Origin of the sequence: Noviherbaspirillum saxi (assembly GCF_003591035.1) — a bacterium.
GTDB classification, from domain to species: Bacteria; Pseudomonadota; Gammaproteobacteria; order Burkholderiales; family Burkholderiaceae_D; genus Noviherbaspirillum; species Noviherbaspirillum saxi.
Map to the genome: position 1 here is coordinate 634760 of NZ_QYUO01000001.1, position 23260 is coordinate 658019.

At 58.4% G+C, this 23260-nt stretch carries 24 protein-coding genes; 14 read left to right on the top strand and 10 right to left on the bottom strand.

Features of this window, described 5'->3' with window-relative positions; translation table 11 throughout:
* Position 1 precedes the first annotated feature (1 nt).
* Genes D3871_RS03135 through D3871_RS03145 form a run of 3 tightly spaced genes read left to right on the top strand, consistent with a single transcriptional unit; the run spans position 2 to position 1679 of the window.
* Complete coding sequence (locus D3871_RS03135; protein WP_119767575.1) at positions 2 to 571, top strand: cytochrome c oxidase assembly protein; 570 nt, start codon at positions 2 to 4, stop codon at positions 569 to 571.
* 2 nt (positions 572 to 573) lie between these two features.
* Positions 574 to 789, top strand: a complete 216-nt coding sequence (locus tag D3871_RS03140; RefSeq protein WP_119767576.1) for a DUF2970 domain-containing protein — start codon at positions 574 to 576, stop codon at positions 787 to 789.
* A gap of 29 nt (positions 790 to 818) precedes the next feature.
* Positions 819 to 1679 (top strand): cytochrome c oxidase subunit 3, encoded by an 861-nt coding sequence (locus D3871_RS03145; RefSeq protein WP_119769855.1) that lies wholly within the window; start codon positions 819 to 821, stop codon positions 1677 to 1679.
* 73 nt (positions 1680 to 1752) lie between these two features.
* On the opposite strand, the gene D3871_RS03150 is transcribed toward D3871_RS03145, so the two are convergent.
* Positions 1753 to 1953 (bottom strand): twin transmembrane helix small protein, encoded by a 201-nt coding sequence (locus tag D3871_RS03150; RefSeq protein ID WP_119767577.1) that lies wholly within the window; start codon positions 1951 to 1953, stop codon positions 1753 to 1755.
* A 69-nt stretch (positions 1954 to 2022) separates the two neighbouring features.
* Here D3871_RS03150 and D3871_RS03155 point away from each other — a divergent pair, with 69 nt between their 5' ends.
* From D3871_RS03155 to D3871_RS03175, 5 genes are read left to right on the top strand one after another with little or no spacing between them, the layout of a single operon-like run.
* Positions 2023 to 2736, top strand: coding sequence for an SURF1 family protein (locus tag D3871_RS03155; protein ID WP_119767578.1), 714 nt, complete (start codon positions 2023 to 2025; stop codon positions 2734 to 2736).
* Entirely contained in the window at positions 2723 to 3313 is a 591-nt protein-coding gene (locus D3871_RS03160) for an SCO family protein (RefSeq protein ID WP_119767579.1), read from the top strand. Before D3871_RS03155 ends, D3871_RS03160 begins: the two co-directional genes overlap by 14 nt.
* Positions 3314 to 3323: 10 nt before the next feature.
* A complete protein-coding gene (locus D3871_RS03165) occupies positions 3324 to 4436 on the top strand; it encodes a COX15/CtaA family protein (protein ID WP_119767580.1) in 1113 nt (370 codons plus the stop codon).
* A gap of 7 nt (positions 4437 to 4443) precedes the next feature.
* Positions 4444 to 5328, top strand: coding sequence for a heme o synthase (gene cyoE, locus D3871_RS03170; RefSeq protein ID WP_119767581.1), 885 nt, complete (start codon positions 4444 to 4446; stop codon positions 5326 to 5328).
* Between the two features lie 3 nt (positions 5329 to 5331).
* Positions 5332 to 5961, top strand: coding sequence for an SCO family protein (locus D3871_RS03175; RefSeq protein WP_119767582.1), 630 nt, complete (start codon positions 5332 to 5334; stop codon positions 5959 to 5961).
* An 81-nt stretch (positions 5962 to 6042) separates the two neighbouring features.
* Here D3871_RS03175 and rpoH read toward each other — a convergent pair whose 3' ends face one another.
* From rpoH to ftsY, 4 genes are all read right to left on the bottom strand, one after another.
* Positions 6043 to 6939: an RNA polymerase sigma factor RpoH gene (gene rpoH / locus D3871_RS03180; RefSeq protein ID WP_119767583.1), complete on the bottom strand. Its 897-nt coding sequence runs from the start codon at positions 6937 to 6939 to the stop codon at positions 6043 to 6045.
* Positions 6940 to 7175: 236 nt separating this feature from the next.
* Positions 7176 to 8096: a cell division protein FtsX gene (locus tag D3871_RS03185; protein ID WP_119767584.1), complete on the bottom strand. Its 921-nt coding sequence runs from the start codon at positions 8094 to 8096 to the stop codon at positions 7176 to 7178.
* Complete coding sequence (locus D3871_RS03190) at positions 8093 to 8776, bottom strand: cell division ATP-binding protein FtsE (protein WP_119767585.1); 684 nt, start codon at positions 8774 to 8776, stop codon at positions 8093 to 8095. Before D3871_RS03190 ends, D3871_RS03185 begins: the two co-directional genes overlap by 4 nt.
* A complete protein-coding gene (gene ftsY, locus D3871_RS03195) occupies positions 8773 to 10083 on the bottom strand; it encodes a signal recognition particle-docking protein FtsY (protein WP_199724720.1) in 1311 nt (436 codons plus the stop codon). The genes D3871_RS03190 and ftsY overlap by 4 nt, the downstream gene beginning before the upstream one ends.
* 156 nt (positions 10084 to 10239) lie before the next feature.
* Between ftsY and D3871_RS03200 the strand changes: the two genes are divergently transcribed.
* Genes D3871_RS03200 through D3871_RS03220 form a run of 5 tightly spaced genes read left to right on the top strand, consistent with a single transcriptional unit; the run spans position 10240 to position 14498 of the window.
* Positions 10240 to 11616, top strand: coding sequence for a M16 family metallopeptidase (locus tag D3871_RS03200; RefSeq protein WP_119767586.1), 1377 nt, complete (start codon positions 10240 to 10242; stop codon positions 11614 to 11616).
* A 24-nt stretch (positions 11617 to 11640) separates the two neighbouring features.
* Positions 11641 to 12975, top strand: coding sequence for a M16 family metallopeptidase (locus tag D3871_RS03205; RefSeq protein WP_119767587.1), 1335 nt, complete (start codon positions 11641 to 11643; stop codon positions 12973 to 12975).
* Positions 12965 to 13633 carry a 16S rRNA (guanine(966)-N(2))-methyltransferase RsmD gene (rsmD, locus tag D3871_RS03210; RefSeq protein WP_119767588.1) on the top strand — a complete coding sequence of 223 codons (669 nt, stop codon included), beginning with the start codon at positions 12965 to 12967 and terminating at the stop codon, positions 13631 to 13633. Before D3871_RS03205 ends, rsmD begins: the two co-directional genes overlap by 11 nt.
* Before the next feature lie 43 nt (positions 13634 to 13676).
* A complete protein-coding gene (coaD, locus tag D3871_RS03215) occupies positions 13677 to 14165 on the top strand; it encodes a pantetheine-phosphate adenylyltransferase (protein WP_119767589.1) in 489 nt (162 codons plus the stop codon).
* 54 nt (positions 14166 to 14219) lie between these two features.
* Positions 14220 to 14498, top strand: a complete 279-nt coding sequence (locus D3871_RS03220; RefSeq protein WP_119767590.1) for a YfhL family 4Fe-4S dicluster ferredoxin — start codon at positions 14220 to 14222, stop codon at positions 14496 to 14498.
* A gap of 29 nt (positions 14499 to 14527) precedes the next feature.
* Here the strand turns inward: D3871_RS03220 and D3871_RS03225 are convergent, their stop codons facing one another.
* Together D3871_RS03225 and D3871_RS03230 are read right to left on the bottom strand one after the other, a co-directional pair.
* Complete coding sequence (locus tag D3871_RS03225) at positions 14528 to 15634, bottom strand: GGDEF domain-containing protein (protein ID WP_119769857.1); 1107 nt, start codon at positions 15632 to 15634, stop codon at positions 14528 to 14530.
* Between the two features lie 160 nt (positions 15635 to 15794).
* On the bottom strand, positions 15795 to 16646 hold the full coding sequence (locus tag D3871_RS03230) for an MOSC domain-containing protein (protein WP_119767591.1): 852 nt from the start codon (positions 16644 to 16646) through the stop codon (positions 15795 to 15797).
* Positions 16647 to 16930: 284 nt separating this feature from the next.
* Here D3871_RS03230 and D3871_RS03235 point away from each other — a divergent pair, with 284 nt between their 5' ends.
* Complete coding sequence (locus D3871_RS03235; protein WP_119767592.1) at positions 16931 to 18061, top strand: J domain-containing protein; 1131 nt, start codon at positions 16931 to 16933, stop codon at positions 18059 to 18061.
* Positions 18062 to 18075: 14 nt separating this feature from the next.
* Here the strand turns inward: D3871_RS03235 and D3871_RS03240 are convergent, their stop codons facing one another.
* Genes D3871_RS03240 through D3871_RS03250 form a run of 3 tightly spaced genes read right to left on the bottom strand, consistent with a single transcriptional unit; the run spans position 18076 to position 23259 of the window.
* Entirely contained in the window at positions 18076 to 19275 is a 1200-nt protein-coding gene (locus tag D3871_RS03240; protein WP_119767593.1) for a Wadjet anti-phage system protein JetD domain-containing protein, read from the bottom strand.
* On the bottom strand, positions 19272 to 22640 hold the full coding sequence (locus tag D3871_RS03245; RefSeq protein ID WP_119767594.1) for an ATP-binding protein: 3369 nt from the start codon (positions 22638 to 22640) through the stop codon (positions 19272 to 19274). Before D3871_RS03245 ends, D3871_RS03240 begins: the two co-directional genes overlap by 4 nt.
* Complete coding sequence (locus tag D3871_RS03250) at positions 22633 to 23259, bottom strand: DUF4194 domain-containing protein (RefSeq protein WP_119767595.1); 627 nt, start codon at positions 23257 to 23259, stop codon at positions 22633 to 22635. Before D3871_RS03250 ends, D3871_RS03245 begins: the two co-directional genes overlap by 8 nt.
* Between the last annotated feature and the right edge of the window lies 1 nt (position 23260).

Consider the following 23260-nt stretch of genomic DNA (forward strand, 5'->3'; position numbering starts at 1 on the left):
CATGACGCAACAGCATCCTGGCCCGGCAGGGCGAAAAAACGCGCTGAACAAGCAAATGCTTGGCAAGCTGCTGGTGGTGGCCGTCATGATGTTTGGTTTCGGCTACGCACTGGTGCCGGTGTACCGGATGATCTGCGATTTGACTGGTATCAACCTGTTGACGCCGAAAGATTCGATGGTCGGCGATATCAAGAATACGCAAGTCGACAAGAGCCGCACCATCACGGTCGAGTTCGATGCCAATGCGCACGGACCCTGGCGTTTCCGCCCGACGGTGGCGAGCGTGCAGGTACATCCCGGCGAAATGGCGCAAGTGGTGTATGAAGTGGTCAATACGCAGTCGCGCAGCATGGATGCACAGGCGATTCCCAGCTATGCACCGCAGCAGGCAACTGCCCATTTCAAGAAAATGGAATGTTTTTGCTTCAAGCAGCAAACGCTCGGGCCGAACGAGGCAAAGCAAATGCCGGTCGTGTTTTATATCGATCCGGCCTTGCCAAGGGATGTAAAGACGATAACATTGTCGTATACATTCTTTGAAGTCGGTGGCGCGGGCAAAAAAGCGAGCTGAAGGTGGACGACTTAAAAAAGGCTACGCAACGCAAGGCATCGTTCGGTGCCACACTGAAAGCAGTGTTCTGGTCGTTTTTCGGTGTACGAAAGAAAAGCGATTATGAAAGCGATGCGCAGCAGCTGAACCCGGTGCACGTCATTATCGCAGGCGTGATCGGCGCAATCATATTTATCGCGACGCTGTTGCTGATTGTGAAGAGCGTCGTTGGAAAGTAACTATTTAAAATTTGTATTGGGAGATGGAAATGGGTTCTCAACACGCTAAGACGGCGCCGTACTATTTCGTACCCGGCCCGTCCAAATGGCCGGTACTTGCAGGTGCATCCCTGCTGTTGACAATGGCTGGTGCGTCCGCCTGGGTCAATGGATATGGCTGGGGTCCAGCGGCCAATATCATCGGCATTCTTGCGACGATTGTCGTGTTGTATTACTGGTTCGGCGAGGCATTCGCAGAATCCGAAAGCGGCCTGTACAGCGACCGCATCGACCTGTCGTTCCGCTGGAGCATGAGCTGGTTCATCTTTTCCGAGGTCATGTTCTTCGCCGGCTTCTTCGGCGCATTGTTCTATGCGCGCAGCATCACGATGCCCTGGCTTGCGGATATCGACCACAAGATCCTGTGGCCGGACTTCACGGCGCAGTGGGGCAATACTCCGGGAGGAACCATCGACCCGTTCACCAAGATGGGACCGTTCCCGATTCCGACCATCAACACAGCCCTGCTGCTGGCATCCGGCGTTACCTTGACCATTTCTCACCATGCATTGCGCCTCGGCGATCGCGGCAAGACAGCATTCTGGCTGCTGGCAACCATTGTCCTCGGCGCCGTCTTCATGGGCTTTCAGGTCTATGAATACATGCATGCGTACAGCGACCTGAACCTGAAGCTCACCTCGGGCATCTACGGTTCCACGTTCTTCATGCTGACCGGCTTCCACGGATTCCACGTTACGCTTGGTGCCATCATGCTTGCGGTCGTGCTGTACCGTCTCATGAAAGGTCACTTTACCGCCGACAATCACTTCGGCTTCGAAGGCGCAGCCTGGTACTGGCACTTCGTCGACGTTGTCTGGCTTGGCCTGTATGTTGTTGTCTACTGGCTGTAAGCAACAAATTCCGGCATGAAAAAGCCGCACTTCGGTGCGGCTTTTTTACTGGATGGGCAGGATAGACAATGCGCTAACGAATGCCTGTCGGCTGTATCCATCCCTGGCTATGCGCAATAAGAATCAGGATAAACAAGGTAATCGAAAAGCCGACGCGGAATGCCAGCGCTCTTACGGTCCGATTGCTTCTTCCCTTGTCGCGCATCAGAAACACAAGAGCCGAGCCAAGGCTTGCGAGAATCAGGATGAAGGCGATCGCAACGAGAATTTTCATGACGCGTGTGGCACTCAAGTGATGCCGGGTATCAAAGATGATAACCGGCTTGTTTAAAGAGACATTGTAATGCCATTCAACTTCCGCTTTCGGTGGATTCCCTTCATTGCCGCGCTGCTGGTTGCTGCGGTAGGCATTGCATTGGGAAACTGGCAGACCAGGCGGGCGCAGGAAAAACATGAGATCGAACAGCGGATGGTTGAGCGCGCACAGGTCCCGGCGCTAGCACTGAGCGGCGCAAACGATGCGCCCGCCGATATCGAATTCATGAACGTGACCATCCGCGGCGAATATTTACCCAACTGGACCGTTTATCTCGATAACCGGCCCTACAAGGGAACACCGGGTTTTTATGCATTGACCCCGTTGAAAATTGCCGGATCCGACATGCATGTACTGGTGTCGCGCGGCTGGATCAAGCGAGACGTGGCGGATCGTACCCGACTCCCGCAGATACCGACGCCGGCCGGAACCGTGGAAATTAACGGCGTTGTGCGCAATACCAGCAGCCGCCTCTTGCAGCTGGGCAAGGCCGAACCGATCAAGCCCAATGCAATTGTTCAAAACGCAGAAGCAGTGGACATCGGCCGCGCCGCCAAGCTGCGCATCTATCCGTTTGTCGTCGAACAAATGACCGATACGCACGACGGCTTGGTGCGTGATTGGCCGCGCCCGTCGGCTGGTGAAGACAAGCATCGGGGATATGCATTTCAGTGGTATGCGCTGGCGGCGACAGCACTTCTTTTTTTTGTTGTGACAGGATTTCGACGTGGAAGAAAATAAGCAACGTAAGGGTGGACGATGGAAATTGTTCGCGGTGATTGCCGTCTGCGCATCGCCGATGATTGCATCCTATCTCACCTACTATGTGATCAAACCCGAAGGGCGTACCAACTACGGCGCACTCATCGATCCGCGCGCGCACCCGATGCCCGAGCTGGGAACCGTGACGCTAGCCCGCACGCCGGTTTCACTGGATAGCTTCAAGGGCAAATGGCTGATGCTGCAAGTCGCCGATGCGGAATGTCAGCAAGACTGCCGCAAACGGTTGCATGACATGCGTCAGCTACGGCTTGCGCAGGGCAAGGAAATGGAGCGTATCGAACGCGTGTGGCTGGTAACCGACAACAAGCCGCTGGAAACGACGCTGATGCGCGAATATGACGGGATGCAAATCCTGCGCGTGCAGCCCGACAAGCTAAAAGCCTGGCTGCCGGCGGAAAGCAATACCATGCTCGCTGATCACATCTACATGATCGATCCATTGGGTAACCTGATGATGCGCTTCCCGAAAGATGCCGATCCCAACAAGATCAAAAAGGATCTCGGCAAGCTGCTGAAGGCGTCGCGCATCGGATAACGGAACCGTCATGCTGATACAACTCGCCATCCTCGGTCTGCTTGCCGCCTTGCTGCCGCTGACCATCGTCTGGGTCTCTAGCGACCAGAACAAGTACCGCAAACTGGTCTGGGTGACCGTCTTCCTGACATTCGATCTCATCATGTTCGGCGCCTTCACGCGGCTGACCGATTCCGGGCTCGGTTGTCCGGATTGGCCCGGTTGCTACGGACACGCCAATCCCTTGCAGGCGCATGAGCAGATCAGTGCAGCCGAAGCGGCGATGCCAACCGGACCAGTGACGGTTGCAAAGGCGTGGATCGAAATGATCCACCGCTATCTCGCGATGGCGGTTGGCGTGCTGATCATTTCCATCATGGTCATTGCCTGGCGCGGCTGGATCAAGTCGCGCCGCGCCGACCTCAGATTTTCGCCGACGCTGCCGACTCTTCTGCTCGCTTTCGTCTGTCTGCAGGGAGCGTTCGGTGCGTGGACGGTAACGTTGAAGCTGCAGCCTGTGATTGTCACGATCCACCTGTTGCTCGGCATGTTCCTGCTATCCATGCTGGTGTGGCTGGGCGCACGTGAGAACATGCACCATCCGGTAGCCGCGCCCGCCCGGTCATTGCAGCGGATGGCGGCAGTGGCGCTGATACTTCTTTTCCTGCAGATTGCGCTCGGCGGCTGGGTAAGCACCAATTACGCGGCGCTTGCCTGTACCGATTTCCCCCTGTGCCACGGACGTGTCATCCCCGACATGGATTTTGAGCATGGTTTCACCTTGTGGCGGCATCTGGGAAAGACCGCCGATGGCGAATACTTGCCGTTTGCCGCGCTTACTGCGGTGCACTGGGTGCACCGGAACTTCGCCTTTGTCGTGGTGATTTTTATTGCATGGCTTGCGCACAAGGCGCTGCATATCGAAGGCCTGAGATCCAACGCGCGCTGGCTGCTGATCGTGCTCGGTGCGCAGTTTCTGACCGGCATGTCCACCATCTTTCTGAAATGGCCATTGGCGCTTGCCGTGATACACAATGGCGGCGCCGCACTCCTTGTGCTGCTGCTGACCATGCTAAACTACCGGGTTAGAATTCCGGCGCAGCCTACGGCGGACCATGCCGCAACGCGGCTGTCGGCCGCATGAGAACCAAGTGACTACCCTGACCGCACACCCGAATCGCATCGCCCAATATTGGGCACTGACCAAGCCGCGCGTTACCCAGCTCGCGGTGTTCTGCGCTGTGATCGGCATGTTCCTCGCATCGCCGGACCTGCCCGACTGGCGGATCGTCGTTGCGGCGACCATCGGCATCTGGCTGCTTGCCGGCGCCGCATTCGCTGTCAATTGCCTGGTCGAGCGGGAAATCGATTCGCGTATGGCGCGGACCGCCCGCCGCCCGATGGCGCGCGGCGAAATCACGGTGGCCCAGACGCTGGTGTTTTCCGGCATTATCGGCGGCGCGGGAATGTGGGTACTGTTCACCTTCGTGAATCCGCTCACGATGTGGCTGACATTTGCCACTTTCGTCGGTTATGCAGTGATTTACACCATGCTGCTGAAGCCGGCGACGCCGCAAAACATCGTGATCGGCGGCTTGTCCGGCGCGATGCCGCCGGCGCTGGGCTGGGCCGCAATCGCCAATGACGTGCCGATGCAGGCCTGGATTCTCGTGCTAATCATTTTTGTCTGGACGCCGCCGCACTTCTGGGCACTGGCACTGTATCGCCGTGACGATTATGCGCGCTCCGGCCTGCCCATGCTTCCGGTGACCCATGGCTTGAAGTTCACCCAGTTCCATATCTGGCTTTATACAATTGCCCTGGTTGCAACAACGATGCTTCCGTATGCCGTGCAGATGAGCGGCTTGATCTACTTGGCGAGCGCGGCGGTGCTGGGTGCGGTATTCCTTTGGTATGCATGGCGCATCTATCGGCATTACACCGATCTGATCGCGCGCAGGACCTTTGCCTATTCCATCATTTACCTGTCGCTCCTTTTCGTGGCTTTGCTGGTCGACCACTACCTGAAGTTTTAAAGTATGCGCTTCTCTTTCTCTCGCCATTCCGCCTCATTTCTGCTGCTGGCTGCCTCGCTGTTGCTCGGTGCTTGCGATCGACAGCAAGAGGGAGGTCAGCTGTCGTCCGCGGCGCCGACTTCTGCATTCAAGAATACCGATGTCACCGGTCTCGACTATGCGAAGGATTTCGCCATGCCCGACCATAACGGCACGCTGCGTACCCTCGCCGACTTCAAGGGCAAGGCAGTCGTGGTGTTCTTTGGCTATACCCAATGTCCGGACGTTTGCCCGAGCACCATGGCGGAAATGGCAAGCGTCATGCAGCAACTGGGATCGCAGGCCGACAAGGTGCAAGTCCTGTTCATTACGGTAGATCCGGAGCGCGACACCGCGGCATTGCTGTCCAAATACGTGCCCGCATTCCATCCGAGTTTCCTGGGGCTGGTCGGCGACAAGGCGGCAACGCAGAAGATCGCCAAGGATTTCAAGGTGTTTTACCAGAAGGTGCCTGGCAAGGAAGCCGGATCCTATACCATGGACCATACCGCCGGAAGCTATGTATTCGATCCTCAGGGGCGCATCCGCCTGTTCGTTCGCCACGGGCAGGGCGCGGAACCCATCGTGCACGATCTGAAGTTGCTATTGTCCTGACCGATCCCGGGTCACAGGAAACAAAAAGGCGCTCCGCAGAGCGCCTTTTTTACTTGAGCTGGCTGTAATCAAACATGCATATCAAGCATAGGAAGCCAGCGCACTTTTCATTTTCTTCAATGCCGCGCTTTCAATTTGACGAATGCGCTCGGCAGACACACCGAATTCGTCTGCCAGTTCATGCAGCGTCGCGCCGGAACCATCGTCGTTTGCCAGCCAGCGCGCTTCAACGATGCGGCGGGAACGCGCATCCAGCCTGCCAAGCGCGGCTTCAAGTCCTTCCGATTGCAAGCGGTCATACTGGCGGGCCTCCAGTTCTTTCGTCGGCTCGCTTGCCTCGGAGGACAGGTAGGCGATCGGCGCGAACTTGTCATCTTCGTCATCGCTCGGTGCATCCAGCGCAATATCATGGCCTGACATGCGGGTTTCCATTTCGATGACTTCTTCGCGCTTCACATTCAATGTCCGTGCGAGTTCATCGACCTGGGTCGGTGTCATCGCGTCCAGACCTTCCTTGTGGCTGCGCAGATTGAAGAACAGCTTGCGTTGGGCCTTGGTTGTCGCCACCTTCACCAAACGCCAGTTCTTCAAGATGTACTCATGCATTTCCGCCTTGATCCAGTGCATTGCATACGATACAAGGCGTACACCTTGATCCGGATCGAAACGCTTGACCGCTTTCATCAAACCGATATTGCCTTCCTGAATCAGATCTGCGTGCGGCAGTCCATAGCCGAGATAGCCGCGGGCAATGGATACCACCAGCCGCAAGTGTGACATGACAAGCTTTTGTGCAGCGGCAAGGTCGTTATTCTCACGGAACTGCCGCGCATAGGACGTCTCTTCCTCATGCGTCAGCATGGGAATACGGTTGACCGCCGAAATATAGGCTTCGATGTTGCCAAGGTTGCCAGAAAACCCGAGAGTCAAGGCAGTATTACCGGCCGGAACCAATGCAGACTGTGCAGTTGTTTTCATTCTTTCTCCTTGCTTCTCAAAGCAGCGATCGCCACAAATGTGCTTGCGATCCACTCTTTGAACATTATATTAGCACTCTCATTTAATGAGTGCTAATCGATGATCTCAACAAAGCTGATAGCGCGCAGCTATTGCGCAACTGTAACGATTAGTGAGGGTGACTTTAGGCTACGTCGCATGAGATAAGTTGCGGGAGCTCAAAGAAAAAAGCCGTAGCAGACTTGAAAGGGACGAAATTAAAGTTTTGCCAAATGCCGCTTAACGCACATCAAGGCCCCGACCAAGCCTAGCCCGGCACTTGTAGCAAGCAGAGCAAATTGAGTGAAACCGTCCAAGGACGCAAGGCGGAATTCAGACGCATACAAACGGGCGAACTCCATCACGGCATCGTTAAGAGGTTGCAAGCCCACCATGACCACGCCAAGCGCAAGGCCGCCAGCCATCAGCCCCAACAGGGCGCCCGAATAGTAAAACGGGCGACAGATGAATGCATCGGTGGCACCAAACATCCGGCACACCGCGATTTCCTCGCGTTGCGTCATCACCTGCAGACGTATCGTATTAAATACCACTGCAACCACGACCACGCCAAGTGTCGTCGCCAGGAACAGCAATGCGAGCCTCAACACCTGCATCAATGCGGCCAGTCGCTTGACCCATGCCGAATCGATCTGGACATATTCGACTCCCGGCAAGGCTTTCAGCTTGGCGGCAAGCGCTTCCACCCGTGCCGCGTCGCCGGAATTCTGCACGCCCGACAACTTGAGTACGTAACCGTCCGGAAGAGGGTTTTCGCCCAGCGCGGTAATCGCATCCGATAACCCGGTCTTGTCCTTCAAGAGCGTCAGCGCGCGCTCGCGCGGGATGAACTCCAGGCGACCGGTGCTTTGCGACGCCTGCACGATATTCCGAATCTGCGTGGCAAGAGCGGTCGCGCGTTCCCGCGGTGTATCAAGCGACATGAACAGGCTGATTTCTGGTTCGACCGCGAGCTGTTCCGATATCGGCCTGACGTTTTCCAGTATCGTCAACCCGGCAAACGGGAGTGCCAGCGCGATCGCCACCACCAGCACATTAAGCACAAAACTGCCGGCCGAAGACCTCACATGCCCGACGGCATCCCGCAATGCTGCGATATGTTGGGTGATCCAGTTCATGATGGTAGCGTCTCCCCAACGGCCGCCGGGGTGTCGATCAGGCGTCCCGCCTGCAACCGAATGATACGGTCCGCACCACGCAATATCGCTTCGTCATGGGTCGCAATCAGGCAGGTCACGCCGGCCACATGAAACGCCATTAATGCATCCATGACTTTGCCTGCGCTGGCACGGTCAAGATTTGCGGTAGGTTCGTCGGCAAGGATGATTTGCGGGCGGTTGACAATGGCGCGCGCAATGGCAACTCGTTGCTGTTCTCCGCCGGACAGGGCCAGGGGTTCCGACAGCGCCTTGTCCGTCAGACCTACCTTGTCCAGCGCCGCACGTGCGCGCTTTTCGGCTTCGTTGCGTGGCGCGCCGGTGATCAGCAAGGGCAGCATCACATTGGCCAGCACCGTACGATCGCTCAGCAGGTTGGCGGGCTGAAACATCAAACCCAGATTGCGCCGCAAGTAGGGAATGCCGGAGGCGGGCAATTGCCCGATATCCTGGCCGTTAACCAGCACGCTGCCGGAAGTCGGACGTTCGATTGCCGCGATCATCTTCAACAGGGTGGACTTGCCGGCGCCGGAGGGCCCTGACAGAAATGCCAGTTCTCCTTTTGCAATCGACAGCGTCACGTCGGACAGCGCGGCGCCGCCGCGACCGTATTGCTTGGACACCCTGTTGAATTCGATCATGTCAGTAGCGCGTCGACGAATTCTTCGGCATTGAATGGCTGCAAGTCTTCGATCTTTTCGCCTACGCCGATAAAGTACACCGGAACCGGGCGCGTCTTTGCGATTGCGGCCAGCACGCCGCCCTTGGCAGTGCCGTCGAGTTTGGTGACCACCAGGCCCGTCAAGCCGAGCGCATCGTCGAACGCCTTGACCTGCGCCAGCGCGTTCTGTCCAGTATTGCCGTCTATGATGAGCAGCACCTCGTGCGGTGCCGATGCCATGCCTTTGGCGATCACGCGACGCACCTTTTTCAGTTCTTCCATCAGGTGCAACTGGGTCGGCAGGCGTCCGGCCGTGTCGATCATCACCACATTGGTGCCGCGCGCGCGCGCCGACTGCACCGCGTCGAATGCAACCGCTGCCGGGTCGCCCGATTCCTGGGAAATGACCGACACGTTATTGCGTTCGCCCCAAATGGTAAGTTGCTCTCTGGCAGCCGCACGGAAGGTGTCGCCAGCCGCGAGCAGCACCGATTGATGGTGCGCCTGCAAGTGCTTTGCCAGCTTGCCTATCGTGGTCGTCTTGCCTGCGCCGTTCACGCCGGCGATCATCATCACCATGGGCTGATGGCGTCCTAGCACCATCGGCTTTTGCAGCGGCGTCAGCATGTCGATCAACAGCGTGCGCAAGGCGGCCTTGACCTGCTGAGCATCGGTCAGCTTCTCGCTCTTTACCTTCTTTTTCAACGCGTCGAGGATGAATTGCGTGGCTTCGACGCCGGCATCCGATACCAGCAGTGCAGATTCGAGCTCCTCGTATAAATCCTCGTCGATCTTTGCGCCGACGAACAGGGTGGTCAGGTTGGTCGATGTTTTCGACAGGCCGGCCTTGAGGCGCTGCATCCATGACTGCTTTTGCTCGGGCGCAGGCGGCGCGGCAGGAACGATTTCGCCTTCTTCCTCCTCGACGGGTGCCGGGGCTTTCGCTGCGGCAGGCGGTGCTACCGGCACGGGCGCCGGAATCGGCGTGGGTGCGGCGACAGGCACGGGTGCGGGCGCTGAGGGCGCAGCAGGCACCGGCGCGGGCGCAGGTGCTGCAACCGGTACAGGCACCGGTACAGGGACCGGCACCGGTTCCTGTACCGGTGCCTGTACCGGTTCTGGCGCCGCCGGCGCGACATCCCGCTTGAACAAGCCAAACCAGGATTTCTGCTCAACCGGGGCCGGGGCAGGACTGGTCGGGACTTCGGCGGCGGGTGCCTCGGCCTGAACGGCCGGTTCTTGGGGCGCAGGCGTGTCTTTCGGTTTTTTCTTGAAGAAACTAAACATTCGGGCAGGGGGAGAAAAGGCAGTCCGGCGCGCATTCAGTCACGTCGCCGAAAGAAGATACAATCGGAACCTCATTTGATGCGCGGCGCTGCCTTGCCATCCAGCCGTGCGCCTGCTGCATCATTACCAACCCCGTATTTTATCAGAGCATAGACCATGAAATTTCGGATCGCCGTATTGCTGTCGGCGTGCGTGCTGAACTGGCTGCCTGCGGTCGCCAGCGCGGCAGCGGACACTGCACAAGAGTTCATGTTGAATAACGGCATGAAAATCATTGTCAAGGAAGACCATCGGGCTCCGACCGTCGCCCATATGGTGTGGTACAAGACCGGGGCGATGGACGAGCACAATGGCACGACCGGCATTGCGCATGCGCTGGAACACATGATGTTCAAGGGTACCAAGACCCTCAAGCCAGGCGAATTCAGCCAGCGCGTCGCCGCCCTCGGCGGTCGCGAAAATGCCTTTACCAGCAAGGATTACACCGCCTATTTCCAGCAGATCGAAAAATCCAAGCTGGAGCAGGTCATGGCCCTGGAAGCGGATCGCATGGCCAATCTGGTATTCGACAAGGATGAATTCACACGTGAAATCCGCGTGGTAATGGAAGAGCGACGCTGGCGCACCGAGGATCAGCCGATTCCGCAGGTGTATGAAACCCTGAACGCAACCGCGTTTTCCGCCCATCCTTACCATCATCCGATTGCCGGCTGGATGTCCGACCTGCAAAGCATGACCGTGCAGGATGCCAAGAACTGGTACGACCGCTGGTACGCGCCCAACAATGCGGTGCTGGTGGTGACCGGCGATGTCGAGGCCAGCAAGGTGCTGGCGCTGGCGCAAAAGCATTACGGCAAGGTGCCGCGCAAGGCGGTGCCGACCACCAGGCCGCAGGAAGAGCCGCCGCAGCGCGGCATCCGCCGCATCACGGTCAAGGCGCCGGCCGAGAATCCGTATGTCGTGATGGCATTCAAGGCGCCGACCCTGCGCGATGTGGAAAAAGACGATGAATCGCACGCGCTCGATGTGCTGGCCGCGATCCTCGACGGCTACGACAACGCGCGCCTGAATGCGAAACTGGTACGTACCGACCGGGTTGCCAATTCGGCCGGCGCCGGGTATTCGAATGTTGCGCGCGGTCCGGTACTGTTCCTGCTCGACGGTACGCCGACCAATGGGACGACCACCGAGCAACTGGAAAAATTGCTGCGCGCCGAAGTCGATCGCATTGCGAAGGAAGGCGTTTCGCAGGAAGAACTCAAACGCGTGAAGACCCAGCTGATCGCCAGCCAGATCTACAAGCGGGATTCGATCTTTGGTCAGGCAATGGAAATCGGTGTCATGGAAATGACCGGACTTTCGCATACCAAGATTGATCGCATCATTGAAAAGCTCAAGATAGTGACCGCCGAGCAAGTGCAGGCGGTCGCACAAAAATATTTCGGCGATGATGCGCTAACTGTCGCGACGCTGGTGCCGCTCCCGCTGTCCGAGAAAAAAGCCGCGCCACCGCCCAAGGGCTTGCGCCACTAACCACGGAAAACCACGGAATTGAACATGTACAAACGCTTCATTCTTGCGATGGCCGGCCTGGTGGCCGGCTTTGCCGCCACCGCCCCGGCGCAGGCTGCGCTGCAAATCCAGTCATGGAATCTCGCCAATGGCGCACGCGTGCTGTTCGTCGAAAACCATTCGATACCGGTGCTCGACCTGAGCGTGGAATTCGATGCCGGATCGCGTCGTGATCCCCAAGGCAAATCCGGCGTTGCCGCCCTGACCAATGCGATGCTGGCACGCGGCCTGCGCGAAGCGGCCGCAGCACAGGCGGAACCGGCGATGACGGAAGCGCAGATTTCGGATGCCTTCGCCGACACTGCAGCCCAGCGCGGAGGCGGAGCCGGCGGCGATCGTGCCGGCGCGTCCCTGCGTACCCTGAGCAGCCGCACCGAGCGCGATGCATCGGTCGCGCTGCTGGCGCGTCTGCTGGCGCATCCAAGCTTTCCCGAAGATTTCCTGGCGCGCGACAAGGCACGCATGATTTCATCAATCCGTGAAAGCGAGACCAAGCCTGAGTCGATTGCGGACAAGGCGTTCTGGCGTCTGCTGTATGGAGCGCATCCGTATGCACGGCATGAAACGGTCGCATCGGTGGAGCCGATCACGCGCGACGATCTGATTGCGTTCCATGGAACGCACTACGTCGCCAATCGCGCGATTGTTTCCATCATCGGCGACATCAATCGCGCCGAGGCCGAAGCAATCGCGCAGCAGCTAACCGTGCGACTGCCACAGGGTGCGCCATTGCCAAGCCTGCCATCAGTCGAATTGTCGTTGCCCCAGGAGGAGCGCATTGCCCATCCCGCATCGCAAGCACACATCCTGTTGGGAATGCCCGCAATCGCGCGCGGCGACAGCGATTATTTCCCATTGTTGGTCGGAAATTACACCCTGGGTGGCGGGGGCTTCGTCTCGCGCCTCACCCGCGAAGTGCGGGAAAAGCGCGGCCTGACCTATAGTGTGTACAGCTATTTCAACCCGCTTGCCCAGCTCGGCCCGTTTCAGACCGGCCTCCAGACACAGAAAGACCAGGCCGACCAGGCGCTGACGGTGGTTCGGGACACCATGACCGCATTCCTGCGTGACGGTCCGACCGAACAGGAAATCAAGGCTGCCAAGGACAACCTGATCGGCGGTTTCGCATTACGGATCGACAACAACAAAAAGATCTTGGACAACATGGCTGCCATCGGTTTCTATAATCTGCCACTGAATTATCTCGATACGTGGACCGCCAAGGTCGCCAAGGTGACGGCCGCTGATATCAAGGCCGCATTCAATCGCAAGTTGTCGCTCGACAAAATGTCGACCGTGGTGGTCGGCAATGGGAAATAGTCCGGTGACGACCAGCCGCAAGGCCAAGCCGGCGCCGCGCCATTCCCATGCAGCGCGGCAGGTACGCATCATCGGCGGCCAATGGAAGCGCACGCCACTGGCGGTGCTGGATGCAGAAGGATTGCGCCCGACACCCGATCGGGTTCGGGAAACGGTGTTCAATTGGATCAACCATTTGTTCGACGGAAATTGGGCGGCGGTGCGCTGCCTCGACCTGTTTGCCGGTACCGGCGCACTCGGTTTTGAAGCGGCAAGCCGTGGCGCCGCGGAGGTGTTGATGCTGGAAAGCGACGCGGCCGCGATACGCCAGCTCGATGCGACACGCGAAAAGCTGAAGGCGACGCAGGTAACGGTGCGGCGCGGCGATGCATTAGCTGCGGCCCAGAGCTTGGTCAGACAGGGCGCGCGATTCCAGCTGATCTTTCTCGATCCGCCTTATCGCCAGGAGTGGCTGGTAAAAATACTACCGTTGTGTCGGCAACTATTAGCCGATGGCGGCTTGGTATATGCTGAAGCTGAAACGCCGTTAAATGCAGCGTTTGACGATGATAACCCGCCCGAATGGCTGGCCGGCTGGACGGTGGTGCGGGCAGACAAGGCGGGCATGGTGTTTTACCACTTGCTGCAGCGCAAAAGCATGTCGGAAATTCAGGCATAATGCGCGTTCCGGAAATCGTTTCATCACTGGTTAGGGAGCCAAGATGGTCACAGCAGTTTATCCAGGCACGTTCGATCCACTCACGCGCGGCCATGAAGATCTGGTACGGCGCGCTTCGGGATTGTTCGACAAGCTAGTGGTAGGTGTTGCCGACAGCCAGAACAAGCGGCCTTTTTTTTCGCTGGACGAGCGGCTGTCGATTGCCAATGAAGTGCTCGGCCACTATCCGAACGTACAGGTCGAAAGCTTTTCCGGTCTGTTGAAGGATTTCGTTCGGGCGCATGATGCGCGCGTCATCGTGCGCGGCCTGCGGGCCGTATCCGATTTCGAATATGAGTTCCAGATGGCTGGGATGAACCGATATCTGTTGCCCGATGTCGAAACCATGTTCCTGACGCCATCCGATCAATACCAATTCATTTCGGGCACTATCGTGCGCGAAATCGCGACGCTCGGCGGCGATGTTTCCAAATTTGTATTCCCTTCGGTCGAGAAATGGCTGAAGGAAAAAATGGCTGCCAGCGGCAAATAAGCCATCCGTGCTGCAAAGACGGCAAGGCAGCAAGGCAGCAAGACAGAGGTTGTTATGGCATTGATGATTACCGACGAATGTATCAATTGTGACGTATGCGAGCCCGAGTGCCCGAACGACGCGATCTACATGGGTACGGAGATCTACGAGATCGATCCGGCCAAATGCACGGAATGCGTCGGGCATTTCAATGAACCGCAGTGCCAGCAAATCTGCCCGGTCGAGTGCATTCCGTTCAATCCCGCCTGGCGGGAAAGCAAGGAACAGTTACAGGCCAAGTACGAGCGCCTGGTAGCCGAGGCAGCGGATAAGGCGCAGGCAGATGCATCCTGAGGCCTCCTTGCCTTGTTGTCGTCTCGCCCTCAGGCTGCAACGGCTTTCGCCGCGATGACGCGATTGCGTCCTGCTTCCTTGGCCTGATAGAGTGCGTTGTCCGCCTGCGCGATCAGGCCCTTTGCGACAGACCCTACCGCATCTTCAGCTATCTGATGGTCGAGTGCCGCCACCCCCAGCGAGACGGTCACGTCGAGCGTTTGTCCGCTGATCAGCATCAGCGGATGTTCAGCGATCCCTAGCCGGATGCGTTCCGCTACATTCACCGCATCGGCCTGTTCGGTATCGATCAGCAGCACCACGAATTCCTCGCCGCCAAAGCGACCCAGCGCGTCGCTCGATCGCAACTCCGCCTTGATGCGCGCGGCGACACCGCGCAACACTTCATCGCCGGCCTGATGACCGAGGCGGTCATTGATCTGCTTGAAATGGTCGATATCGATATACATGCAGGACAGCGCGTAGCCTTGCCGGAACGAGCGGCCGATTTCTTCGTGCAGCCGGCGTTCGATGTAACGGCGGTTGTTCACGCCTGTCAGCGGATCGGTCAAGCCGATGTGCTTGAGGCGTTCGGTATTGATCACATTTTCAACACAGATCGCGACGATCGATGCCAGATGCTCAATGAAGTCGGTGCCAAGTGCCGGAGCGAAGCGCGCGCCATCCGCACTGCCCAGATTCATGCACCCGATCAGCTGGCCATGGCGTATCAGCGGGATGATTGCTACGCTGGCCGGCGGCGCAATCGGTTCGGGAAACACGCGGCCATGCAATTCTTCCGAATAGGCTCCCAACACCGGCCTCGACAGGCGGCCCGCCAGTTCGCCGAACTCGATTTCTTCCTGTACGAATAGCAGATGCGGCAGGGTGGCCAACTGAATGTTGAGGTCGACAAGGATGCGGCGGATATCGTAATCCGGATCGAGCAATGCCAGGGTGACGACATCGAGCCCGGCCGACTGGGCGAAGGTGGTGAATACCGTATCAAGCAGTTCGCGCAGGCTGCCGGCCGAGATGAATTGCAGGTCGAAAGCCTGATGACGCAGCAGGATCTGCTGATTCTGCTGTGCCTGCTCCAGCAATTGCGTCAGTTGCTCGCGCAGCCGTCTGTTTTCCGCAACCAGATCGTGCGTCATCGCCGAAAGCTCCATGTCATGTGATGGGGCATGATGGTGTGCACACATCAGCGATTCAGCGGCTGCGCCGGCAGATGCATGCGGAATCAATAGGAAAAGATTCCAGATACTACCGCGTGGGCCGCATGCCCACAAGGCGCCTGCGTTACAGGACGCCTGCTCAAAATGAGATGATGACGTCGACTTCCTGGCCGACACGCAGCAACTGGCCTTCGCCTTCGAGCATGATGGCATTCATGCCAAACGTGATGCCGCCATTGACCTTGGGGTTGGCGCGATAGGTTTGCAAAATTTCAAGCGGATCGGGGCCGAATTCGCCGGTGGCTTGATCCACCGATGGCATTGGACAGCGCGGGCAGGGTTTGACGGGCTTGAGCAGCGCGCTACCGATCTTGAACGACTCGACGACATCCTCTTCGAACGCTTCAATCCCGTTGATGACGATATTCGGACGGAACCGGTTCATCGGCAAGGCCTGTCGACCTTGCGATTGCAATTTGTCGTTGAGGTCGACTAGTGATGCTTCCGATATCACCAGCATCGGATAGCCGTCGGAAAACAGGGTAGGGGCTTCAATCCCCTTGGTCCATTCGGTGTTGGCCGTGCGTTTTGCTTCGGCATGAAAACGCACCAGGCGGCATGGCACGCCGAGATATTTGGAGAACCAGGTCGCTGTCGTTTCGTCGCAATCGTAGGCACGCACCGTATCGTCCCAAACCTTCACGTCCAGCGTGATTTCTTCGGATGGGTCCGGCAAGCCGAGCGGGACTTCCAGCCGGAGCATGCCGGGCGCACGCAATTCCAGCGTGTCGGCCTTGATGCGCGGCGTGATCAACGCCATCTTCGGATACTCGCGCTGCGTCATGAACTGTCCGGCCGCATCGACCACCATCCATTCGCGGTCGTAGATATGGTCCGACATCAATCCGGCTGCTGTCAGCGTGGCTTCGCGCAGCGAGATGCCGGCGCAGGACTTGATCGGGTACAGGTTGAGTTCGGTCAGGATGGGCATGGGAGTGTCGTTATGTTGCCAGAGGTTGCAAGTCAGGATAGATATAACTTGTCGATGATTGCTATTGTATCCGTTGTCCTCGATCAGGATTTTGGCCTATTGTTTCGATTGCCCGGAAAGCTACCTGTATTTGCTCCCTGTCACGGCCGCTTTGGTTCGGGATGCATCAAGCAAACGGCCCGGTAGAATAGACGTTCCCTTTGGAGCCGCTCCTCCATTTCATTGAAAAACTCCCGCTGTTCGGCAAGAAATCCGACTGTAATTGAAGACCACGGAACATACCAATGCTCAAGCCGCAACTTGCTCCCGTCCAGATTGCCGGGAGCGACAATTCGCTGTCGAAAGCTCAAAAGACTTTCAACAGTCAGATACTGCAAATCGAAAAACTTCGCACCCGGCTTGCCGCCTGGGATACGGCATCCACGGCCTACCAGGAAAAATACACGCGCGAACTGGTGCCTCTGCTGGACGCCACAACGAAATTGCAGATCAAACTGATATACGCTCTCGATCATGCCGCAGAGCAAAAGGGCCTTACCCGTGCCGAGCGGAACATGTTGCAGAAACTGATCGTCGGTCTGGCCGAAGAGGTACTCGCAGAACGCGATGACCCCGAGCTGACGGCGATCCACGACAAGTACAGCGGCCCGGATGACGTCGGCGATGAAGCCACCGAAGCTGCCGCATTACAGGTCATGAAGGGAATGCTCGAAGACATGTTCGGTGTCGACCTGGGGGACGATACCAGACTCGATTCGCCGGAAGAGATCGTGCAGCGAATGCAGGCGCAATTTGAGGAACAGCAGGCCGGTTACGAAGCCAAAAGACAGGCAGAGGAAGAACGGCGCGCCAAGCGAAAGAAAACGGCTAAGCAACTGGAGAAGGAAGCGCAGGCCGAAGAAGATGCCAGAAAAATCAACCAGTCGATCCGCGAGATTTATCGCAAGCTCGCCAGTGCCCTGCACCCGGACCGCGAAACCGATCCTGAAGAACGTCTTCGCAAGACCGCACTGATGCAACGTATCAACCAAGCCTATGACAAGCAGAATCTGTTGCAGCTACTGGAACTGCAGCTTGAACTGGAACATATCGACCGCAATGTCATCAGCAGGCTCGATGAAGAGCGCCTGCGGCATTACAACGCTATCCTGAAGAAACAGGTCGCCGAACTCAAGCAGGAATTGATGCGCGTTGAATCTGCGTTTTGCGCTCAATTCCATCTTTCTCCATTTGTCAGCATAAAGCCCGAAACCGTCATGCGCGACCTTGATTGCGACATCGCAAGCATCAAGCTGGGCAATCGCGAAATCGAGCAGGACTTGCAGGCGCTGGAGAGTGCGAAAGGTATCAAGGCTTGGCTGAAGAAGCTGCGTCGCCGGCCTGTCGCCGATGACTTCTATGACCTCCCTTTCTGACCAGGATGACGCTTCTATCCTTGCCATAGTCCGGCCAGCGCTTCTTCAATCCAGCCAAACCGGAGCCTCTCCTGTTCGAGCCGTATGTGCCGGCCCAGGCGGTTGTCGCGCAAGTCGTCGAACAGCATGCGTTCTACATCGTCGAGACGGGGCAGGTCGCGCAGGGTCGGCTGGGGTTCGATTATCCATTGCTGCCGGTGAGCGAGCAGGGTGTCGCGATCCATCAGGAAGGAGCGGACATGCGGAAACAGCATGCGTAACTGGTCAAGAATCGCAAAGCCATGCGTGTCGATGTCGCCCCAATAGTAAATGGCGCGCCGATGAAGCCACGCGGCTTCGGCAAGCATGTCGAAGCCATAGCCGGCACCGAAGATCACCAGGCTGTCGGCCATCGGCGGAAAAGCCAGAAAATTGATTTCGTTTTCGGTGATGAATATCCGTGACGCATCGGGATCGAGGCGGGCGAAGGTATCGTGCGTAACCGTGAAATCCTGCTCGGAACCGGTCGCGAGCAGCGCGCGCTGCGGGTCGAGCAGCCGAAAGCGCAGGCGCACCGGCTTGTCGCGGAAGCCATAGCGGCGCGCAAAGTTTGCCGCGCCGTTGACGGAAGTGTCGATCGCTTCCGCAGGCAAGGCGAGATCCAGCATTTCCGACAGGCTGGCGCGATACGCTTCGATGAACTTGCTGTGCATGCCGGGAAGATCGACCTGCCGCAGATAGATGCCGGGGCGCGGATTGGCTTGCAGCCAGCCGACGATATCGAGCAGGCGCGGCCAGTCTCCAGCCAGTTCCAGTGCGCGCAGCGGGCGTTTTTTCAGCCAGGGCAGCAGGGCAGGCTGATTTGCGCCGGTTAGTGCTGCAAGAGCGCGGAATTGTTCGGCTTCACGCCGCATTCCTATGAGTGCCAGCGCATCGTCGAGGGTGTCGATCCAGGCCTCATGGGGTAAGGCATTGGTGCCGATGACACGATGCCTGACTTCGCGCTGCACCAGGCGATATCCGGGACGCGCGCCGTGCTTTGCGCCGTGCTGCAAATCCGCGATCCAGATGCGCACCGCATCGAAGTGTTCCGACAGCTCTGCCGAACCGGGATACTTGAGTATCAGTCGCAACGGGAACAATCCCTCGTCGTCGATCAGGCAAGCCAGCAATTGGCCTTTGTCCCAGAGTTTTTTTACCTGGGCGCGCAGGTCGGCAGGCGTGGTCCAGCTCATGCGCGGCGCGCCGCTTTCTCGGCGAGATATTCGGTGATGCTGAGATTGCGCAGCTTCGATGCGCGGCCTTCGTCGTTGTGCACGAAGCCGACGCTGGAGACAAAGGGTTCGATGATATGGATCTTCTGCAACGGCGTGACGATCAGCAATTGCAGGTTCAACTGCTGGAACAGTTTCAAGCCGTATTGCGCCGATTCGTCCGAACCGCGTCCGAATGCTTCATCGATCACCACGAAACGGAAGGTACGCGAGCGCGCTGCACCCCATTCCAGGCCAAATTGATAGGCCAGGCTCGCCGCCAGAATGGTGTAGGCGAGCTTTTCCTTCTGGCCCCCGGACTTGCCTCCGGAATCCGAATAGTGTTCGTGCTCGGCACCATCCTCGCGCCAGCGTTCCGACGCCGCAAAGCTGAACCAGTTGCGTACATCGGTCACCTTGACCGCCCAGCGCTTGTCCATCTCGGCCTGTCCCTCGCGTCCGCGGAAGCGTTCGATGATCTGCCTGACTTGCAGGAACTTGGCTTCCGAATATTGCGCATCGTCCGAACCGGTCAGGCTACCTTCGGTGCAGGCGCGCAGTTCGCTTTGGAAATCGCGGATATCGGCATCCTGAGAGATTTGCGCTTCCAGCACGATGTAGCGTCCCGGGTTGTAATCGATCTGGTTGAGCGATTCGTTGATCGTGGCAATGCGCGTCTTGATGGTTTCGCGTTCGCGGTTCAGCTGCGACTGGAAGTTGGCGACTTCGCGAATGGTGTTTTCGTTGAGCAGTTCCTTGAAGCGCGCCTCGAAGCGGGGTAGATCGTCGCCACGCAGCGTTTGCAGCATGGCGCGATATTCGAAGCCGGCGTCGATGCTCACATCCACTTCTTGCGTATCGAGCGGGTATGCCAGGCAATACGCGCGCATGGCATCGATGATCCGGTCGCGCAATCGTTCCAGTTTTTTGCTTTCGGCATCGATCCTGGCCTGCAGCCACTGGCGCATGTCCTGTTCCCGGTTGGTGCAGGATTCCACGCTTAGGTGATGTTCGCCCAGCGCTTCTTCGCGCATCTTCTCCAACGCATCGAAGCTGGTGGCATGGAGGGCATTGGCCGGGTCGTCGAGCAATGCCCGGGTTTCTTCTTGCAGGGTGGTGGCATTTTCCTGCCGGTTTGTGACACTGCCGAGTTCCTGGTTTTTGGTACGCAGCGCCAGCGCATTCTCCGCCAGCGCTTTCTGTACCGCTTCCAGACGCTGGGCCAGTTCCTTGAGCAGATCCGAGGCGGATTCCAATTGCTTTTTTTCGTCCATCAGCCGGGCTACTTCGAGCGCCAGCGGCTGCCAATCGAGTTCCCGGAAATCGGGATATTCGTCGAGCTTGGACAACGTCTGCTTGCGCGTATTCAGCAGCTGCATTTCACCTTGCAGTGCGCCTATCCGGCTGCCGGTTTCGCCTAGCCGGTTTTCGAGTTGCCGCGCCTTCGCTTCCAGCGCGGCGACCTTGGCAGCGTTGGTCCAGCCGAGCACATAGCGGCCGCGGTCGGCGATAAGGTGCCGGTCGTCCTTCTCATGCCGCTCGCCGGGAGCCTTGATCTGGCCGGCACGGGTGATGGCGCGCGGTTCGCGATGGAATTGCTCTTGCGTTGCGCAGCAGGCGACATCGAAGCGATGCGCGATTTCTCGCTCCAGCCAGTCGTAGAACGGGGAATCGGGCTTGATCGCCAGTTTGCGCGCCAGTGAATCCCGGTGCAACGCCGGCAAATCCTTGCGGCCGGCAGGACGCACCCGAAAGTAGACCAGGCGTCCCTTCAGATGCGTACGGTCGACCCATGCGGCGACCTTCGTGTAATGCGCATCGGGTACCAGCAGGGCCAGACCGAAGCCGCGCAGCAGGCGCTCGGCCGCGCCTTCCCAGTCGCGCTCGTCATCGCGCACCTGCAGCAGTTCGCCGGCAAACGGCATGTCGCTTTCGGACAGATCGAGCGCGGCGCACAGCGCGGACCGCATCGCTATCTGTTCGACGGGGATGTTGCTGCGCCTGGCCTTGAGGCTGGCGATTTCCGCGGCAAGCGCTTCATGTTCCAGCTTGCCCTGGCGCAGCGTTACCGCTGATTCGGTCAATTCGTTCTGTAGTGCCGCACCATATTCCTGCGTCATGTCCGCCAGCGCCGCGAATTCCTGCCGTTGCGCGATGAAGGCGTCCGCATCCGGCGCAGGCGCCATCCCTAGCGCACGCACATACCCGGCATAACGTTCCGCTTTGCGCTGACGCTCCTGGCGCTGAAAATCCCTGGCGTCGATCTCGGCGGCCAGCCGTTCGATACGGTCGCCGCCATTCTCGGCGATGCTGCGCCGGAGCTCTCGTTCCTCGTTCTGCAATGCGGTGCTGCGCTCGTCCAGGCGCTGCACATGTGCATTCAACCTGACCCATTCTTCGTCGAGCGAGGCAAGGCGTTTTTCCAGCAGGGCCATTTTCAGGCCGGCAAACCAGGTTTTGAGCGCGTCGCGGCAAATCCGCAATGCTTCGATCGCCGTCGTGCGTTCGGTATGCTGTTCGCAATCGGCGACCAGCGGCGTCAGCAGCGCCACCTGGCGCTTGGCTTTCAGCACGGCTTCATGGGCGCGGTTGAGATCGTCGAAATGCGCAATCAGCGCCGCCATGCGCGGAGCGACATCGAAGGGTTCCAGCATGTGATTGCGCACGAAGTCGGTCAGATTGCCCACGGACTTCATCGACACGGTTTGATGGAACAACTCGAGCGCCTGTTCATTGTCGATGCCGAAACGGCGCTTGAACCAGGCGCCATACGGTGGAAAGCTGTCGAAGGTTTCCGCGCCCGTACTTCTGAGACGCTTGCGCAAGGCGCCGATATCGGAACCGAAATGGGCGAAATCGGTGGCGATGGCCAACGCCTTTTCGGCGCCGACAAAGAAACGCGCCGGCTGCCCCTGCAGGTCCTTCATCCAGAATACCTGCGCCAGCGTCACGGTCTGGTCGTAGCCGGCATTGTGAAACACGCCGAGTATCACCGAATAATTGTTATGGTCGCGCAAGGCGACCGGCTTAGCGGTGCCGCTGTTTTCATTGCGTTCGGACTTGTAATGCCCGAGCACGTAGGAGCGCAACGTGCGTTCGCGCGCATCGGCGCCGGCAGCCTTGTTGTAGGCAATCCGATGTGCCGGTACCAGCAGCGTGGTCACGGCATCGACCAGCGTCGACTTGCCCGAGCCTATGTCGCCGGTGAGCAGGGCGTTATGGCCGTCCGCATGCAGTGTCCACACCCGGCCGTCGAAGGTGCCCCAGTTGAATACCTCCAGCCTGTGCAGGCGAAATCCGGAAAGACTGTCGTCGGCGAAAAAATCCAGTTCCAGCGGCTTATTCATCGCGCTGGCCTCTCTGCGCCAAGGCACGATAGGCTGACAGGCGTGCATCGAACTCGGACAGCCATTGCGCATCGACGAATGCCTTGAGGATGCGCCGCACTTCGAAGCTCGCTTCCGGAGTCGCGCTTGTTTTCAGGCGCCGTATGAAACCCAGTTCCGCGACCTTGTTCAGATGCGTATCGACCTGATCGATCAGCTTGGCTTCATTGCTGCTTTCGGGAAGGAAGACGCGGATCATGTCGACCACGTCGTCGCGCGACAGCACCAGTCTGGTATCGCCGCCGCCCGCATCGAATTCGGCCAGCTTCTTGCGCAGCAATGCCATCAGCAGGCTGACCGGAAACGACAGCGGTCGCCGGGCCACCAGCCGGGGCAGCTTTGCTGTTCCTTCTTCTTCATCCCCGGTGCGCGAACGCACGAAGGCATAGCCTTCGGCTTCGTCCAGCGTCAGTTCCAGCCCAAGCACGGCGATATAGTCGCGCACCCGGGCCTGCAGCTTGAGCAGCGCATTCCAGACCGCAGCATCGCTCTCCTGGTAAATCACGCCCTTGAGCAGCGGCACTACGACAGCCGACAAGTCGTGGCCGGCGGCCGGTGATTCGATGTGAGGATCTTCCATC

Coding starts and splice junctions, on each gene's coding strand:
- D3871_RS03200 (WP_119767586.1), top strand. CDS start 10,240: ATGAAATTTCGGATCGCCGTATTGCTGTCGGCGTGCGTGCTGAACTGG.
- D3871_RS03165 (WP_119767580.1), top strand. CDS start 3,324: ATGCTGATACAACTCGCCATCCTCGGTCTGCTTGCCGCCTTGCTGCCG.
- D3871_RS03230 (WP_119767591.1), bottom strand. CDS start 16,646: ATGCCCATCCTGACCGAACTCAACCTGTACCCGATCAAGTCCTGCGCC.
- coaD (WP_119767589.1), top strand. CDS start 13,677: ATGGTCACAGCAGTTTATCCAGGCACGTTCGATCCACTCACGCGCGGC.
- D3871_RS03235 (WP_119767592.1), top strand. CDS start 16,931: ATGCTCAAGCCGCAACTTGCTCCCGTCCAGATTGCCGGGAGCGACAAT.
- D3871_RS03225 (WP_119769857.1), bottom strand. CDS start 15,634: ATGACGCACGATCTGGTTGCGGAAAACAGACGGCTGCGCGAGCAACTG.
- D3871_RS03220 (WP_119767590.1), top strand. CDS start 14,220: ATGGCATTGATGATTACCGACGAATGTATCAATTGTGACGTATGCGAG.
- D3871_RS03145 (WP_119769855.1), top strand. CDS start 819: ATGGGTTCTCAACACGCTAAGACGGCGCCGTACTATTTCGTACCCGGC.
- rsmD (WP_119767588.1), top strand. CDS start 12,965: ATGGGAAATAGTCCGGTGACGACCAGCCGCAAGGCCAAGCCGGCGCCG.
- D3871_RS03175 (WP_119767582.1), top strand. CDS start 5,332: ATGCGCTTCTCTTTCTCTCGCCATTCCGCCTCATTTCTGCTGCTGGCT.
- D3871_RS03250 (WP_119767595.1), bottom strand. CDS start 23,259: ATGGAAGATCCTCACATCGAATCACCGGCCGCCGGCCACGACTTGTCG.
- D3871_RS03155 (WP_119767578.1), top strand. CDS start 2,023: ATGCCATTCAACTTCCGCTTTCGGTGGATTCCCTTCATTGCCGCGCTG.
- D3871_RS03205 (WP_119767587.1), top strand. CDS start 11,641: ATGTACAAACGCTTCATTCTTGCGATGGCCGGCCTGGTGGCCGGCTTT.
- D3871_RS03240 (WP_119767593.1), bottom strand. CDS start 19,275: ATGAGCTGGACCACGCCTGCCGACCTGCGCGCCCAGGTAAAAAAACTC.
- D3871_RS03245 (WP_119767594.1), bottom strand. CDS start 22,640: ATGAATAAGCCGCTGGAACTGGATTTTTTCGCCGACGACAGTCTTTCC.
- D3871_RS03150 (WP_119767577.1), bottom strand. CDS start 1,953: ATGAAAATTCTCGTTGCGATCGCCTTCATCCTGATTCTCGCAAGCCTT.
- D3871_RS03135 (WP_119767575.1), top strand. CDS start 2: ATGACGCAACAGCATCCTGGCCCGGCAGGGCGAAAAAACGCGCTGAAC.
- ftsY (WP_199724720.1), bottom strand. CDS start 10,083: ATGTTTAGTTTCTTCAAGAAAAAACCGAAAGACACGCCTGCGCCCCAA.
- D3871_RS03185 (WP_119767584.1), bottom strand. CDS start 8,096: ATGAACTGGATCACCCAACATATCGCAGCATTGCGGGATGCCGTCGGG.
- rpoH (WP_119767583.1), bottom strand. CDS start 6,939: ATGAAAACAACTGCACAGTCTGCATTGGTTCCGGCCGGTAATACTGCC.
- D3871_RS03190 (WP_119767585.1), bottom strand. CDS start 8,776: ATGATCGAATTCAACAGGGTGTCCAAGCAATACGGTCGCGGCGGCGCC.